Source organism: Quisquiliibacterium sp. (assembly GCF_982640115.1).
Map to the genome: position 1 here is coordinate 14651 of NZ_CEXFHW010000027.1, position 15348 is coordinate 29998.

The window sequence follows — 15348 nt, forward strand, 5'->3', positions numbered from 1 at the left end:
CCTAGCGGCAGACGGTGCCGGCCAGCGCGGCTGGCATCGGCTCGGCACCGGGAATCATGAAGTTCGCAGCTACAAGAACGCTTCTGGCAGCGGCATCGCTCAGGCAGGACCAGGCCGAGGCGCCCGCCCCGCCCAGGGGCCTGAGCAGCAGGTAATAGCTGTTGATGCCCGCCGGATCGACCGTCGTGGCGTACTTCACCACCACCATGGTGTCAGCCCGGTAAACCGCCTCCACCTGCTTGCTGGGCCAGGCCGTCACCAGCTCGGGCGCGTTCGGCGGCGGAACATCCATCGACATCTGCATATCCGGGCCGTTCATGAGATTGGGAGGCCTGGACGCCCTGGGCTTGGCCTTGCTGAGCTCGTAATACTCGGTGGCTGCCGCCTTGGCAGGCATCGCCAGCTCCAGCCCCTGGCTGATGTACACGCGGCGCGTGTAGGACGCATAGGTGGGCATGGTGATGGCGGCCAGGATGCCCACCACGGCCAACCCTGCCATGACGGACACCAGCGACAAACCATGCTGGCGGCGGGGAGCGATCATCGTGGGGGCAGCGCGCATCAGCCGTTCCGGCATACCGAGCCAGCCAGCGAGGCGGGCATGCCTATCCCGTAGGGCATCTGGTAGTTGGCCTCGATCAGCGCCGCGTCGGCGGCATTCCCGCTCAGGCAGGACCACACCGTCTTGTTGCCGCTGGTGCCGGGCTTGAGCACCAGATAGTAGTTGGTCTGGCCCTGCGGATCGACCCGGGTGGAATAGACCACCACCACCATGGCCCCAGCCACACGCACCGACTGCACCCCCTTGCCGGTCCATGTCCCCACTTCTTCGGGAAGGTTGTACTGGATGATCTGCTCCTGTCCGAGGTCGATGATCTGCGGCGGCGGGTTCGGCTTGCCCTTGTTGAGCTCGTAGTATTCGGTGGCCGCCACCTTGGCCGGCATGGCCAGTTCCAGACCGTCGCTGAGGTAGACGCGACGGGTGTAATTGGCATAGGTGGGCACGGTGATGGCGGCGAGGATGCCGGCCACCGCGAGGCCGGCCAGCACCGACACCACCGAGAGCCCGCGCTGGCGTCGCGAGATTGAGGGCACCTCAGGCATCCGATGCGAGCCAGGCATTGCGCCCTCCTCTCTTGACGACATACATCCGGCTGTCGGCGACCGCGACCAGCGCATCGGCATCACCGCCGTCCTGCGGAAACACCGCCACGCCCAGGCTGCCCGAGATCCTCACCTCATGGCCCTGCAGCAGGAACGGCCGGGCGAGTTCGCTGCAGATGCGCGAGGCCACGATGCCGGCGTCATCGGGCCCGGCCAGCTCGTCGAGCAGCACCACGAACTCGTCACCGCCCCGTCGGGCGAGCAGATCGGTGTCCCGCAGCAGGGCCTGCATCCGCTGTGTCGCCTCCACCAGCAGCAGGTCGCCTACCTCGTGGCCGAAGCGGTCGTTGGCCTGCTTGAAGTGGTCCAGGTCGATGTAGATCAGGCCGAAACAGCGCTCATGACGCGCCGAACGGCTGAGCGCCGCGGCGAGCCGCTCATGGAACAGCGCCCGGTTGGCCACGCGGGTCAGGGCATCGTGCGTGGCCAGGAACAGATAGCGCTGATTGCTCGCCTCGAGCTCGGCACTGAGACGGCGCAGCCGCAATGCGCCCAGGCGGGACAGGGTGGCCAGCACGACGCTCAAGCCGAACAACCCGCAGACCAGCAGGATGGCAACCAGCTCACCCGACAACGGGGAGAGGTGCGTGTAGGCCCGGGGAAAACCCTCGAAGACCAGGAGCCATTCCTGGCCATCGATCGACAACGGCGCCGTCGTCTTCAGCGGCGCGCGATCCCCGCGCAGTGCCAGCCCGCCGGGGTGGCTGTCGAAGATCGTGGTCTGAGCCGCGCCGCCTTCGCCGGTCTGCACCCGCAAGCGCAGGTTCGGCGGCAAGGTGCCCAGGGTGGCCGAGATGAGGTCAGCGGTGTCGAACAGCGCGAACACCCAGCCGAAGGGGGCACCACGGTCCGGTCCGCTGCCCGGGTCGAACACCGCCTGCAGCATCAGCACATGCGAGCGATCGGCCGCACCATGGCGCAACATGACCGGCGCACTGAGCCGGGTGGACCCCCGTTCGGCGCTGATGCGCATCGCCTCCCGCAAGACCGGCAGGGCGGCCAGGTCGGTGCCGATCAGCGCGAGATTGGCCGGGGTCTCGGGCGCGAGCCGCGCTACCGGCGCGAGCGGCCCCTCGGCCGACACGGCCTGCAACTGATAATCGGGATAGCCGTTGCGCTGCATGCGCCCGACATGGCGCTCCTGATGCTCGCGGACCACGAACGGCATGACCCCGAGCCCGCGCACGCCGGGGAAATCCGTCTGCAGCATCAGATGGGCCACATGACGCCACCACTCTTCGCGGCTGAGCACGCCTTGCACCGTCCACAATGATCGGGTGCCGCGCAGGATCTGCCGGTAAGCGGTCATCCGTTCCTGCAGCCGCATCGCAAGCTCGCGAGACTCGACCGAGAAATCGGCGGCCAGGTCATGCGCCTGCTGGGCCTGGCGCGCCTGCCAGACCGACACCCCGACGAAGATCGAGAGCCCGACCGCCAGCAGCGCGGGCAGCCAGGCCTTGAGATCGCCCTGCCCGGACAGCCAATGCCCAAGGCGACCAACGCCCCGTTGCCACACGGCCCGAATGCCACCGACCGACGGGGTCGATGGCAAGGGCGCGGCAAGCGGGAGGTCGGGGCGCAGGTCCACGGGCGGAGTCGGATAAGACCCTGCATTGTCCGGGCCCGCCCTGTCAGCCCCGACCGCCCGAAAACCGGCGGCAGGCAGCGGCTGACCAACGGCAACCCGCTCGTGCGCGGGGTGACGGTTTTCGGTTCGAGCGCAAACCGGCGACAATGCGCCCCTCCGATCCGCTCAGGAAGCCCGATGACCCGAACCGTCACCTGCGTGAAGCTGCAGAAGGAAGCCGAAGGCCTCGACTACCCGCCCTACCCCGGCGAGCTCGGCAAGCGCCTCTGGGAAAGCGTCTCGAAGGAGGCGTGGCAGGCCTGGCTGAAGCACCAGACCATGCTGGTGAACGAGAACCGGCTCAACCTCGCCGATGTGCGTGCCCGCAAGTACCTGGCTGCGCAGATGGAAAAGTACTTCTTCGGCGACGGGGCCGACCGACCGGCCGGGTTCGTGCCCCCGGCCTGAGCCGCATGGGTCAGGCGTAGCGCTGCACGCCGTCCTGTCCGGCCACCAGCACCACGGTGGCCGGCGTGATCGCGAACAGGCCTACGCTGACCACCCCGGGCCAGAGCCCGATGCGGGCCTCGAGCCCTTCAGGGTCATCGATCCGCAGGCCGGACACATCCAGGATGTGATTGCCGTTGTCGGTGACGAAGCCGGCGCGCAGCACCGGCTGGCCTCCGAGCGCGCGCAGACGGGAGGCCACGAGGGCACCCGCCATCGGGATGACCTCGACCGGCAGCGGAAACCGACCCAGGCGCGCCACACGCTTGGAGGCATCGACGATGCACACGAACCGCTCGAAGGCCGAAGCCACGATCTTCTCGCGGGTGAGCGCGCCGCCTCCGCCCTTGATCATGCGGCGGGCGTCATCGATCTCGTCAGCGCCATCGACATAGACCGGCAGGGGCAGCCCGCGCGCGAGGGCTTCATCGATCTCGAGCACCGGGATGCCGAGCCGCCGCAGCCGGGTGGTGCTGCGCTCGGAGCTGGAGATGGCGCCGGCATGGCGCCCGACCTGCTCGGCCAGCGCGTCGATGAAGCAGTCGACGGTGGAGCCGGTGCCCACGCCGACCACGCAGCCCGGCACCAGCTCGTCGAGCGCAGCCCGGGCCACGGCCCGCTTGAGTTCATCCTGATTCATCGCCCGATTCTATCGCGGCAAGGCCGCGCGGCCGCAGGCTCAGAGATAGTCGAACAACGACATCTTCGAGATCTGCGCGTAGGTGCGCATGGCTGCCGACAACGCGGTCTGGTTGTTCTGGAACTCGGAGATCGCCTTGGCGTAATCGACATCGACCAGCTTGGAGAGCTGTGACGAGAGTTGCAGCGAGCCATCCGCCGACAGCTTGTCGCGTGCCTCGAGGGCGCGAAGCCCCTCGCCGACCTCGGTGCGCTTGGTGGATACCCGATCCATCGCGACGTCGAGACCGCTGATGGCATCACGCACGGTGGCGCTCACGGCCACGCCGGTGCTGGCAGGGTCATCGAGCACCGCGATGGTCCGGTCGATCAGATCGAAGATGCTCTGGGTGCCGGCGCCGTTGGGCAGATCCATGAAGGTCTGCCGGCCATCGAGCACCGTGGGGGAAGTCGCGTCGAGCCCCACCTCCTGCTCCCCGGGCTGGGCCAGATAGGTGACCGAAGCCCCGTCCGCGAACGGTGCCGTCTGGCTTCCCTGGCCGCCGAAGAGAAAGCCCCCCGCACCGTCGGGCCGATTGGCCAGCGCGAGGAGTTCCTCACGATAGCCGCGCAATTGCGTGGCGATCTGATGCCGGTCGGATGCGGAATAGCCGCCGTTGCCCGCCTGGACAACCCCCTCGCGAACCAGCTGGAGCACATCGCCGACGCTGCTCAGGGCGCCGTCGGCAATCTGCAACTGGGCGGTGGCGAAGTCATTCATGCGCTGCTGCAGCTCGATTCGACGCTGCGCCGAACGCGTGCGCTCCGCGGCCGCGGCGGCCACCGGGTCGTCACCCGCCGCCAGCAGCTTCTTGCCGGTGGAGAGCTCCTCCTGGTTGCGCACGAGCTTGGCCTGTCGCTCGGTCATCGAGTCGATGGCGTTCTGGTAGGCATGGGCGGTGGCGATTCGCACGATGGCGCTCCGGGATCAGTCGCTCAGGCAGGCCACTCAGCGAGCCGCCTGCAGCAGGGTGTCGAACACGTTCTGCGCCGCCGAGATGATCTTGGCAGCAGCCTGATAGGCCTGCTGGAACTGCAGCAGCCGGGCGGCTTCCTCGTCGAGGTTGACACCCGAGACCTCGGCACGCGCCGACTCGGCATCCGCAAGGCTGCGCACCGACAGGATCTCGGCAGCCCGGTTGGACTGCGACCGGGCACCGATGTCGGCGATCAGGTCGGCGAAGGCGTCGCCGGGACGCTGGCCTCCCACGACGAAGCGGTCACCAAGCGCGACCATCTCGCGGGCATTGCGGTTGTCGATCGCCGGGTTGGCGGTGGCCGTCACGCTGAAGCTGTCACCGCTCGCCGGGGTGCCCTGCAGGGTCATGCGCCAGCCGTTGTACTGCAGCGTCATGCCCGGCGTGTACGCCACGCCCGTGGGATTGCCGGTGCCGGTGCCGGTGACATTGAAGGTGGTCGCGCTGGTGAACTGAATGGTGACCGGCGAGGTGAGATTCGGGTCATTGGCATCGACGCCGAAGGCCGACACGCGGGTATCGCCGGTGTTGGTCTGGCTGCGCAGCGGCGTGGCGGCCAGGCCGGTGGCAAGGCTGCCCGGAGATGCGAGCACCATCGAGAAGCCCGTGGTGTACTCCGAGCCCGCGCGCAGCAGAAAGCGGTCGCCGGCCGCGGCCGTGCCGCTGTCCAGGCTGATGCTCAGACCGTCGAGTGTGGCCGGAAAGCCCGCCAGCGTCTGGCTGCTGCCATCCGACAGACGGGTGCTGGTCCAGGCGCTGCCGTTGAAACGCAATTCATAGTCGCTGGCCGCGATCACGGTGGCATCACTCACCGAAGCCGAAAAAGCCGCGCTGCCGGTGTTGCCCTCGGCGACCACGACCACCGGGCTGCCGAAGGCGAACATCGGCGAGCCCACGAGGCCATTGGCATCGCGTCCCAGGGACTGCTGCGCGTTGTAGGCCGAGGCAATGGCCGCAGCCAGTTGCCCGAGCCTGCCGGAAACCGCCGCCAGGTCTTCGTCGCGAAAACGCAGCGCGCCGGCGATCTCGCCCCCGCCCATGGTTTCGCCGTCCACCGGGATCGGGTTGCTGGAGGTGTCGAGTGTGACCACCAGTTTGCGCGGATCGAGGGAATCGGCTCGCGCGGTGAAGCTCGCCGCTGCGCCTCCGACCACCAGACTCTGACCCGAGGCCCCGTACAGATTGACGGTGCCGTCACCGTTGATGAAAGCGCTGGCCTTCATCTGCTTGTTCACCGTCTCGATCAGCCGATCGCGGGCATCGAGCATGTCGTTGGGCGGCTGGCCGCTGGCAGCGTTGCGTGCGATCTGGTTGTTGAGGTCGGCGAGCTGGCGCAGCGCGTCGTTGACCTTGCTCACGCCCTGGCGAACCCGCAGGTCGGCCTGTCCACGCAACTCCTCGATCTGCGAGCGCGCGCTGTCGAAGCGCTCAGCCAGGGTCCGTGCCCGGCTCAGCACGACGGTTCGTGATGGCGTATCGCCAGGCCGGTTCACCGCATCGGCCAACGCCGAACGCAGATCGTCGATGCCGGCACCGATGCCGTTGTCGGTGTCGGTGAAGATCTTGTCCAGCCGCTCGAGATGGGTCTGACGCACCGAATCGGCGCCAGCGGCAGCGGTCGCCGAAGCCACCTCACCCGCAACATACTGGTCGTAACGGCGGGTGACCGTCTCCACCGAGGCACCGCGGCCGATGAAGCCGCCGCCGGTGAAGGTGCCCGGCATCGTGGCGAGCACAGCCTCCTGACGGCTGTAGCCCGGGGTGTTCACATTGGAGATGTTGTGGCTGGCGGTGCGCATCTGCGCATACGCCGCCATCATCGCCGAGGTGCCTACGCCAAAGAGTCCGGACATGGTGGTTTCCTGGTGCGCGCGTCGGTCAGGTCACCAGGCGCTGCAGGGTCAGCGTCTTCTGGATCGTCTTCTCGAGCTTGGCCCCGTAGGCCGGATCGGTGGCGTAGCCGGCGCGCTGCATGTTGGCCGCGAAGGCCTGCACGCTGCCACCCGACTGGATCACCCGGCTGTAGCGCGGGCTGCTGGCCATCATCGAGGCCCAGTCCTGGAAGGCTTCGCCATAGGAGCCATAGGCGCGGAAGCGCTCGACCCGTCGCGTGGGCTGGCCACCGACATACTCGGTGGTGCTGGCGGCAGCCGATCCGCCCTGCCAGCCGCCCGTGGCCTTGACCCCGAAGAGGTTGAAGCTCGGGCTGCCATCGGTGTTGCGGATTTCGTGGCGGCCCCAGCCGGACTCCAGTGCCGCCTGACCGACGATGAACGCCGCGGGCACGCCGGTCTTCTGCTCGGCCAGCAGCGCATGGGGCCAGACCTTGCGCACGAAATCGGCCTGCGGTCCGCTGAGTTGCGACAGATCAGGCTGCGCCGGCGAGCGTGGCGCAGCCGCCTGATCGGTCCAGCGCGCGGCGGCGGCAGCGGCCGCGGCCGCGGCGCCGGGCGCGGCAGCCGGCGTCACCGAGCGGGTCTGGGCCAGGACGCTGGTGGGGATGGCCGGGCCTGCGGGGGATTCGCCCCCGGTTGCGGCAAACGCCGCAAGCGCCTGGCGGATGACTGTCTGCGCCGGCAGCCCTGCCGCCGGCCGCGCACCGGCCGGGGTGACCGGCAGCGTGCCGCGCGCCGAGGCGGTCGCGGGTTCGACCCCGGTGGGCGCGGCCGCGTTCGCAGCACCGGCAGCCTGCGCTGCCGGATCGGTCGATCGGGCGCCCGTGGCCGTGCCCGCGGCCTCACCCATCTGGCGGGTGAGCTGACGCGCGATCACATCGGCCAGGCCACCCGGCCGGCCCGACAGCGACTGCGCGAGCTGCTGGTCGAACATGTCCGAGTAGGTGCCCTGGGCGTTGCTGTCCCACATGCCGCTCTTGGGCGTGGCATCGCGCATCGCCTTGAGCATCTGGCGCATGAACAGCGACTCGACCTGCCCCGCAGCCGCACGCGTGGCCGCGCGCGGGTCGCCCGAGGCCTGACGGCGCAGAGCGTCCAGCGACCGGGAGTCGGTGGCGAGCAGCGGGGACGAAGGTTCCATGTCGCGCCCTTCCTCAGATGATCTCGAGCTCGGCCTTGAGGCTGCCCGCGGCCTTCAGCGCCTGCAGGATGGCGATCAGGTCACCGGCGGTCGCCCCGAGCGTGTTGAGGGCCTTGACCACGTCGGTGAGCCTGGCGGCGGCATCGATCTGCATCACGTTGCCGCCGTCCTGCCGGATCTGGATGTCGGCCTTCTCGGCGACCACGGTCTGCCCCTGCGAAAAGGCACCGGGCTGGGAAATCACCGGCGTGGACGAGATGGTGACGCTGAGGTTGCCGTGCGCTACCGCGCTGGGGGCCAGCGTGACCGTCTGGTTCATCACCACCGAGCCGGTGCGGGCGTTGACCACCACCTTCGGCGAGGGCAGTGCCTGCGCCACCTCGACATTCTCGAGCTGGGCGAGGAAGGGCACGCGGCGCTCGGCCTCGGCCGGCATGCGCACCTGGATCACCCGGGCATCGATCGCCTGGGCAAGCGCCGCGCCCGAGCCCAGGGTCTGGTTGATCGCATCGGCCACCTTGCCGGCCAGCGTGAAGTCGGTCTGGAGCAGTTCCAGGCGGATGGTCTCGCCAGCGAGCGCGGGTGTGGCCACCGCCCGCTCCACGGTTGCGCCGGCCGGCACCCGGCCTGCGCTCAGGTGGTTGATCTGCACGCGGCTGCCGCCGGCGGATGCGCCGGCGCCACCCACCAGCACATTGCCCTGGGCGATCGCGTAGACCTGGTTGTCGGCGCCACGCAGCGGCGTGAGCAGCAGGGTGCCGCCACGCAGGCTGCGGGCATTGCCCAGCGACGAGACCGTGACGTCGATGTTCTGGCCAGGGCGGGCGAAGGCCGGCAGCTGGGCGGTGACCATCACCGCGGCGGAGTTGCGCAGCTGCGGCGTGACGCCCGGCGGCAGCTGGATGCCGAGCTGCGAGAGCATGGAATTGACGCTCTGCGCGGTGAAGGGCGCCTGCGTGGTCTGGTCGCCGCTGCCGTCCAGACCCACCACCAGGCCATAGCCGAGCAGCTGGTTGGTGCGCACGCCCTGCATCGTGGCCAGGTCCTTGATGCGCTCGGCGCGTGCCGGCTGGGCGGCGATCACCAGGCCGAGCAGGCCCGCGGCGAGCAGGGCGCAGGCGCGCAGACGCGTCTTGGTGAGATGGCGCATGTCAGGCCTCAGATCGGCAGGAAGCTGAGGAAGAAGCGCGAGAGCCAGCCCGTGGTCTGGGCGCGATCGATGTCGCCCCGGCTGCGCACTTCGAGTCGGGCATCGGCCACCTGCGTCGAGGTGACCAGATTGCCGGGCAGGATGGTCGCAGGGTTGACCACGCCCGAGAATCGCAGCCGCTCGACATTCTGGTTGATCCCGACCTGCTTCTCGCCGACCACCGCAAGATTGCCGTTGGCCAGCACCTCGACCACGGTGACCGTGATCGTGCCGGTGAATTCGTTGTCGGTGCCGGTGGCGCCCTTGCCCTCGAAGCTGTTGCTGGAGCTGCCCTGCGCCTTGAAGCGGGTGGTGGAGTTCGGGGTCATGAAGGGCAGCAGACCCACGCTCGCATCCACCGAGCCGGTGCGATCGACCGTGCTGTTCGAGCTCTGCTTGGCGGAGTACTTCTCCTGGATCTGGATGGTCAGCACATCGCCCACCAGACGGGCCCGGCGGTCTTCGAAGAGCCCGCGGTGCGACCCGGCCACGAAGATGGCGCCCGGCTCGGCGGTGCTGCTGGGCGCGGCATACGCCAGCATGACCGGCGGGCGCACCGTGGTGGGCTCGCGCACGTCCACCGTGGGACGGACCATGGCGTCGTTGAGCGGCGTGCAGGCGCCAGCTGCCATCGCGGTCATCGCCAGGGCGAGGACACGGACGGCGCGCGGGAGAGAGAGCAGCAGGTTCATGGCGCGGGCCTCAGAGTTGCGAGAGCTTGGCGAGCATCTGGTCGGAGGTCTGGATCGCCTTGGAGTTGATCTCGTAGGCGCGCTGGGTCTGGATCATGGCCACCAGCTCCTCCACCACATTCACGTTCGAGGTCTCGACAAAGCCCTGCTTGAGCGAGCCGGTGCCGTTGGTGCCGGCGGCGCCCAGCGTCGCGGTGCCCGAGGCGGTGGTCTCGAAGAACAGGTTCTGGCCGCGCGGGTCCAGGCCGGCCGGGTTCACGAAGCTCGCGAGCTGGATCTGGCCGGCCGTGGTGGCGGCGGTCTGGCCTGCCACGGTGTAGGTCACCGTGCCGTCGGCGCCGATGGTCACCGACTGGGCCGTGGCCGGGATGGTGATCGGGGGGGCGATCGGGTTGCCGTTGGAAGTGACGATCTGGCCCTGCGCATCGACGCGGAACTGCCCGTCACGGGTGTAGCCCACCGTGCCGTCTGGCATCTGGATCGGGAAGAAGCCGTTGCCGTTGATGGCCACATCGAGCTTGTTCTCGGTCTGCTGCAGCGCGCCCTGGGTGAAGACCCGCGCGGTGGCCGAGGTGCGCACGCCCACGCCGAGCTGCAGGCCGGTGGGCAGCTGGGTCTGCTGGGTGCTCTGGGCGCCGGCCTGACGCATGTTCTGGTAGAGCAGGTCCTCGAAGACGGCGTGCGAGCGCTTGTACCCCACCGTGCCCACATTCGCGAGGTTGTGGGTGATGGTGTCGAGCTGCATCTGCTGCGCGTCCATCCCGGTCTTGGCGATGAAGAGTGACCTGATCATGCGAATCTCCCTGCGGCGCGAGCGCCGATCAACCCTTGAGCGAGAGCAGCTGCGCCGCCCGCTGTTCGTTCTGCTCGACATTCGAGAGCAGCTTCATCTGGATCTCGAACTGCCGAGCCAGCGCGATCATTCCGACCATCGATTCCACGACATTGACGTTGCTGCCCTCGAGCGCACCGCCGACCACCCGCACGGTGGCGTCATCGGCAGCCGGGTCGCCATTGGCCACGCGGATCAGTCCGTCAGCACCCTTGGCCAGCGTCTCGGCCGGCGGATTGACCAGCTTGAGCTTGCCCACCTGCAGGGGCGGCTGGTTGCCCTGGCGGGCGGTGATGGTGCCGTCGGCACCGATCACCACCTCGGCGTTGGCAGGCAGGGTGATCGGGCCGCCATCGCCGAGCACCGGCAGGCCACCCGAGGTCTGCAGCGAGCCGTCTGCGCCCATCTGGAAGGCGCCGTTGCGGGTGAGCGCCTCGCCGCCATCGGGGGTCTGGATCACGAACCAGCCGCTGCCGCGGATCGCCGCGTCGAGCGGTCGGGCGGTGGTGTTCACCGGCCCCTGGTCGCGGCTGAAGCCTGAACTGGCCTCCAGGTTGAACACCCGGGTACTGGCCGTGCCGGCACCCTGCACCGGCACCGCGCGAAAGCTCATCAGGTCGGCGCGAAAGCCGGTGGTGGCCGCGTTGGCGAGGTTGTTGGTGACCGCCTCCTGGCGCTGCGCCAGCGCCTTGGCCCCCGACATCGCCGTGTAGATCATGCGGTCCATCGTCGCCTCCCTGGTCTATGCCTGCGTCGCCGGATCGATCAGCGCAGGTTGACGATGGTCTGCAGCAGCTGATCCTGCGCCCGGATGGTCTGGGCGTTGGCCTGATAGACCCGCTGGGCGGTGATCATGTTCACCAGCTCGCCGGTCAGCTCCACATTCGACTGCTCGAGCGCACCCGACTGCAGCATCCCGAGGCTGCCGGTGCCCGGCGCCTGGGGCTGGTTCGGCGGGCCCGACACTGCGGTCTCGACCCACTGGTTGCCACCCACCGGCTGCAGGCCTTGCGGATTGCGGAAATTGGTCAGCACCAGCCGCGCCTGGATCTCCGAGCGACCGTTGCTGTAGCGGGCGAGCAGGTCCCCGTCGGGCGCGATCCGGAAACCGGACAGCTCGCCCACCGAGTAGCCATCCTGATCGAGCGCGGTGACCACATAGGGCGAGCCGAACTGCGTGATCGCGGTCAGGTCGGTTTCCACGACCTGGTTGCCGCCCTCGTTGGCCGGGAACGGCACGGTGAGGTTCAGCTTCGCGGGCACCGGCGAGGGCCGGCCATCGGTGCCGAAGGTGAGCGTGGTGACCGGATTGGTGGCAAAGGGCGTGCCATCCAGCGAGGCGTAGACATCCCAGCTGTTGTCGGCGGTCTTGCGGTAGTAGGTGGCCAGGGTATGGGTCTGGCCTTGCGGGGCATAGACCTTCATCGAGGCCATGTTCGTGTAGCTGCTGGCATCGGTCGGGTCGAAGGCCGTGGCCGCGGGGGTGGGGGTGGTGCGGGCATCGAGGTTCATGCCGATGTTCAGCTCCGAAGTCGGCTTGGGCTGCAGGTTGCCCATCGACAGCCGGACATCGGTGTTGATCTGCCCCATCACCCCGGTGGTCGGATCGACCACATTGCCCTGCACCCGGCCGCCCTGCGTGCTCACGATGTAGCCGTCGGCATCGACCTTGAACTGGCCGTTGCGGGTGTAGCTGAGCGACCCGTTGGTGGAGAGCTGGAAGAAGCCCGCCCCGTCGATCGCGACATCCAGCGGGTTGTTGGTGGTGGCGATGTCGCCCTGGGTGAACTGCTGCGCCACGCTCGACACCGTCACACCGATGCCGATCTGGTTGCTGCCGCTGCCGCCGAGCGAGTTGGCAAAGGCGTCGCTGAACTCGGCCCGGGCGACCTTGGCGCCCACCGTGCCGGTGTTGGCTACGTTGTTGCCGATGACATCGAGGTTGCGCGCGGCGGCGTTCAGACCGCTCAGACCCTGCTGGAAGCTCATGCCCTTGCTCCTGGTGTTTCGTGGGGAGTTGAAAGAAGAACCGGAATCAGAAGATCGCCTTGATCGCACCGGGCGACACACCCGCACGGCCGGCGAGATCGAGCCGCACCGCGGCGCCATCCTGCGACACGCCGATCACGCGGGTGTTGCTGAGCGCGGTGGCCGCAACCGGATTGCTGCCATCGGTGGCGCTCACCCGAAGTCGGTACTGGCCGGCCGGGGCGGTGCCGCCGCCATCGACGCTGCCGTTCCAGTCGAAGGTGGTCACACCGGCGGCCGGCGACTGGAAGCTGCGGCTGTAGACCACCTTGCCGGCGCTGTCGAGCACCTCGGCCACCGCGCCACGCGCTGCGCCGGCCAGCTCGAAGCCCAGCCGGGAACCGACGGCGCCGGCATCACGACTGAACTCCTCGCCCGCGGCCAGCACCTGGCGGCCGAGCATGCCCACCGAGTCGGTCGCCGAGGCGCTGGCGCCGCGCTCGACCAGCTTGTTCATCGAGGCATTCAGGGATTCGATGCCGCGAACCGTGTTGATCTGCGCGAGCTGCGAAGTCACCTGCGCGTTGTCCATCGGGTTGAGCGGATCCTGATTGCGCATCTGGGCGACCAGCAGCTTCAGGAATCGGTCCTCGGTGCCGGCAGCGCTGGCATCGGCGGTACCGGAGGCCGGGTCGGCCGAACCGCCGTTGACGGCGGCAAGCAGGCGGGCACGGTTGGCGGCGCTCTGGTCGGTGCCGAGGGTGCTGCTGGTGGCGGAAAGTGCAGTCATGGTGGCTTCCGGTGTCACTGGCCGAGCTGCAGGGTCTTGATCAGCAGCTGCTGGGTGGTATTCAGGACCTCGACGTTGTTCTGGTACGAACGCGAGGCGGCGATCATGTTGACCATCTCCTCCACCGCATTGACATTGCTCGCGGTGACATAACCCTGAGGGTCGGCCAGGGGATGGGTCGGATCGTAGGAGCGCTTGCCGGGCGAGTTGTCCTCGACGATCCCGCTCACCCGCACGCCACCCACGCCGCCGGCACGCTCGGGCTGGCGGGCCTCGAACATCACCTGGCGCGCCTTGTAGGCCTGGCCGTCGGGGCCGGCCACGCTGTCGGCGTTGGCCAGGTTGGACGCCACCACATTCAGGCGCTGGCTCTGGGCCGCGATCGCGGTCGAGCTGATGTTGAAGATCTTCGAGAGCGACATGACGGACTCCTGCGCGGATCAGGCCGGGCTCATTCGCCGCGGATGGCCGAGAGCATCGTGCGCACCCCGCCGTTGATGAAGCGCAGCGTGGCCTCGTAGCGAACCGAGTTGTCGGCGAAGTTGGCGCGCTCACGATCGAGTTCCACCGTGTTGCCATCCATCGAGGCCTGTTCAGGCAGGCGGTACTGAAGGGCGAGGTCTCGCGCCTCGGCGGCGCCGCCGGCGGCCTGCCGCCCGCTCGCATCGAGTCCGACGCCAGGGCGCCGGGCAGGCCCCGCGGTGGCAGCCGACAGGGCCTGGGCGAAATCGAAGTCACGCGCCTTGTAGCCCGGGGTCTCGGCGTTGGCGATGTTGCCCGCCAGCACCTTCTGGCGCTCGGCGCGCAGCGTCAGGGCCTGCCCCTGGAACTGGATGGAACTGACGAATCGATCGAGCATGGTGCCTTCTCCGCTGGCCTGTCCACGAACTCCGGGACCCGCCGATCTTCGGCCAGGCCCCGAAAACTTAAGCACCGATAAGCCGGCCCGCAGCCCCCTTTTTCGGGGCCACCGTGTGGCGCCCCCGGGTCACAGTGGCGGGCATCGCCGTCCATCCGGAGCGCTCATGCGCCATGCCACCTCATCGCCACCCCCGCCCCATCAGGCTTACGGTCGCGCTCGCGCCGCTGCGCTGGCGGTCTGGCTGTTCGGTCTGTGCGCTGCGCTCCTCGGCGCGGGTCATGCCGGCGCACAGGTCGCCCCGAAACCCTCGCTGGCGGCGATGGCCCCTCAGACAGAGCCCGCGGCCGCGCCGAACCAGGCCCAGCCGGGGACCCTCGCCGATCCCATCGACGAAGCCGTGCGCATCCTCGCCGAGCGCGAACTGAATGCCGCCCGGGTGAGCCGGACTCGCATCGAGGTCAAGGTCGGGCAGTTCGACACCCGGGTCCAGCTCGCCCCCTGCGCCCGGGCTGAACCCTTCGTGCCCCCCGGCAGCCGTCTCTGGGGCCGGACCCAGGTGGGCGTGCGCTGCGTGTCGGGCGCCAGCTGGATGATCCGGCTGCCGGTGTCGGTCAGCGTCTTCGCCCCGGTCGCGATCGCCCATGCCTCGATGCCCGCCGGCGCCCCGATCGGCCCGGCCGATGTGCGCATGGAGGAGTACGACCTCACCCGCGAGCCCGCACCGCTGGTCGCCGACGCCGCCACGCTGATCGGCAAGCAACTGACGCGGACCCTTGCCGCGGGGCAGCCTGTGCGGATCGACGCCTTGCGCACGCCCCCCAGCGTGAACGCCGGCGACCCGGTTCAGATCGTGATCAACGGCCAGGGCTTCTCCCTGACCAGCGAGGGTGTCGCGCTCACGCCCGGCTCCGAGGGCCAGCCGCTGAGAGCCCGGACCGAGTCGGGGCGAGTGGTGGTCGGAATCCTCCGGGATCGCACCGTGGAACTGAGGCTCTGACGCAACACCGAAAATCTCCCGCGCTTTGGGCTCAAGTTTCCGCGAGGGCGGACGATAATCCCCTCAGGACCCCTCAAGCGCCCAATCTC

17 protein-coding genes are annotated in these 15348 nt (G+C 68.9%); 2 read left to right on the forward strand and 15 right to left on the reverse strand.

Annotated elements, in window-relative coordinates:
* Position 1 precedes the first annotated feature (1 nt).
* From AC2H6A_RS05185 to AC2H6A_RS05195, 3 genes are read right to left on the reverse strand one after another with little or no spacing between them, the layout of a single operon-like run.
* Positions 2-562 carry a pilin gene (locus AC2H6A_RS05185; RefSeq protein WP_484272077.1) on the reverse strand — a complete coding sequence of 187 codons (561 nt, stop codon included), beginning with the start codon at positions 560-562 and terminating at the stop codon, positions 2-4.
* Positions 562-1095 carry a pilin gene (locus tag AC2H6A_RS05190; RefSeq protein WP_484272078.1) on the reverse strand — a complete coding sequence of 178 codons (534 nt, stop codon included), beginning with the start codon at positions 1093-1095 and terminating at the stop codon, positions 562-564. Before AC2H6A_RS05190 ends, AC2H6A_RS05185 begins: the two co-directional genes overlap by 1 nt.
* A gap of 1 nt (position 1096) precedes the next feature.
* Complete coding sequence (locus tag AC2H6A_RS05195; RefSeq protein ID WP_484272079.1) at positions 1097-2680, reverse strand: diguanylate cyclase domain-containing protein; 1584 nt, start codon at positions 2678-2680, stop codon at positions 1097-1099.
* 249 nt (positions 2681-2929) lie between these two features.
* Here AC2H6A_RS05195 and AC2H6A_RS05200 point away from each other — a divergent pair, with 249 nt between their 5' ends.
* Positions 2930-3199: an oxidative damage protection protein gene (locus AC2H6A_RS05200; protein WP_484272080.1), complete on the forward strand. Its 270-nt coding sequence runs from the start codon at positions 2930-2932 to the stop codon at positions 3197-3199.
* A gap of 10 nt (positions 3200-3209) precedes the next feature.
* Here the strand turns inward: AC2H6A_RS05200 and rpiA are convergent, their stop codons facing one another.
* Genes rpiA through flgB form a run of 12 tightly spaced genes read right to left on the reverse strand, consistent with a single transcriptional unit; the run spans position 3210 to position 14259 of the window.
* Positions 3210-3878, reverse strand: a complete 669-nt coding sequence (gene rpiA, locus AC2H6A_RS05205) for a ribose-5-phosphate isomerase RpiA (protein ID WP_484272081.1) — start codon at positions 3876-3878, stop codon at positions 3210-3212.
* A gap of 39 nt (positions 3879-3917) precedes the next feature.
* Positions 3918-4829 (reverse strand): flagellar hook-associated protein FlgL, encoded by a 912-nt coding sequence (gene flgL, locus AC2H6A_RS05210; RefSeq protein ID WP_484272082.1) that lies wholly within the window; start codon positions 4827-4829, stop codon positions 3918-3920.
* Positions 4830-4865: 36 nt separating this feature from the next.
* Positions 4866-6746, reverse strand: a complete 1881-nt coding sequence (flgK, locus tag AC2H6A_RS05215; protein ID WP_484272083.1) for a flagellar hook-associated protein FlgK — start codon at positions 6744-6746, stop codon at positions 4866-4868.
* A 25-nt stretch (positions 6747-6771) separates the two neighbouring features.
* A complete protein-coding gene (gene flgJ, locus AC2H6A_RS05220; RefSeq protein WP_484272084.1) occupies positions 6772-7929 on the reverse strand; it encodes a flagellar assembly peptidoglycan hydrolase FlgJ in 1158 nt (385 codons plus the stop codon).
* A 13-nt stretch (positions 7930-7942) separates the two neighbouring features.
* The gene (locus AC2H6A_RS05225; RefSeq protein ID WP_484272085.1) at positions 7943-9079 is read right to left on the reverse strand and encodes a flagellar basal body P-ring protein FlgI; all 1137 of its coding nucleotides are present in this window, start codon (positions 9077-9079) and stop codon (positions 7943-7945) included.
* 8 nt (positions 9080-9087) lie between these two features.
* The gene (locus AC2H6A_RS05230; protein WP_484272086.1) at positions 9088-9810 is read right to left on the reverse strand and encodes a flagellar basal body L-ring protein FlgH; all 723 of its coding nucleotides are present in this window, start codon (positions 9808-9810) and stop codon (positions 9088-9090) included.
* A gap of 10 nt (positions 9811-9820) precedes the next feature.
* The gene (gene flgG, locus AC2H6A_RS05235) at positions 9821-10603 is read right to left on the reverse strand and encodes a flagellar basal-body rod protein FlgG (protein WP_484272087.1); all 783 of its coding nucleotides are present in this window, start codon (positions 10601-10603) and stop codon (positions 9821-9823) included.
* Between the two features lie 28 nt (positions 10604-10631).
* The gene (gene flgF, locus AC2H6A_RS05240) at positions 10632-11369 is read right to left on the reverse strand and encodes a flagellar basal-body rod protein FlgF (RefSeq protein ID WP_484272088.1); all 738 of its coding nucleotides are present in this window, start codon (positions 11367-11369) and stop codon (positions 10632-10634) included.
* 38 nt (positions 11370-11407) lie between these two features.
* Complete coding sequence (gene flgE, locus AC2H6A_RS05245; RefSeq protein ID WP_484272089.1) at positions 11408-12631, reverse strand: flagellar hook protein FlgE; 1224 nt, start codon at positions 12629-12631, stop codon at positions 11408-11410.
* Between the two features lie 46 nt (positions 12632-12677).
* Positions 12678-13400 carry a flagellar hook assembly protein FlgD gene (locus tag AC2H6A_RS05250; RefSeq protein ID WP_484272090.1) on the reverse strand — a complete coding sequence of 241 codons (723 nt, stop codon included), beginning with the start codon at positions 13398-13400 and terminating at the stop codon, positions 12678-12680.
* A gap of 14 nt (positions 13401-13414) precedes the next feature.
* Positions 13415-13822, reverse strand: a complete 408-nt coding sequence (flgC, locus tag AC2H6A_RS05255; RefSeq protein ID WP_484272091.1) for a flagellar basal body rod protein FlgC — start codon at positions 13820-13822, stop codon at positions 13415-13417.
* A 29-nt stretch (positions 13823-13851) separates the two neighbouring features.
* Positions 13852-14259, reverse strand: a complete 408-nt coding sequence (gene flgB, locus AC2H6A_RS05260) for a flagellar basal body rod protein FlgB (RefSeq protein ID WP_484272092.1) — start codon at positions 14257-14259, stop codon at positions 13852-13854.
* A 166-nt stretch (positions 14260-14425) separates the two neighbouring features.
* On the opposite strand from flgB, the gene flgA reads away from it, so the two are divergent.
* Entirely contained in the window at positions 14426-15259 is an 834-nt protein-coding gene (flgA, locus tag AC2H6A_RS05265) for a flagellar basal body P-ring formation chaperone FlgA (RefSeq protein WP_484272093.1), read from the forward strand.
* The last annotated feature ends 89 nt before the right edge of the window (positions 15260-15348 follow it).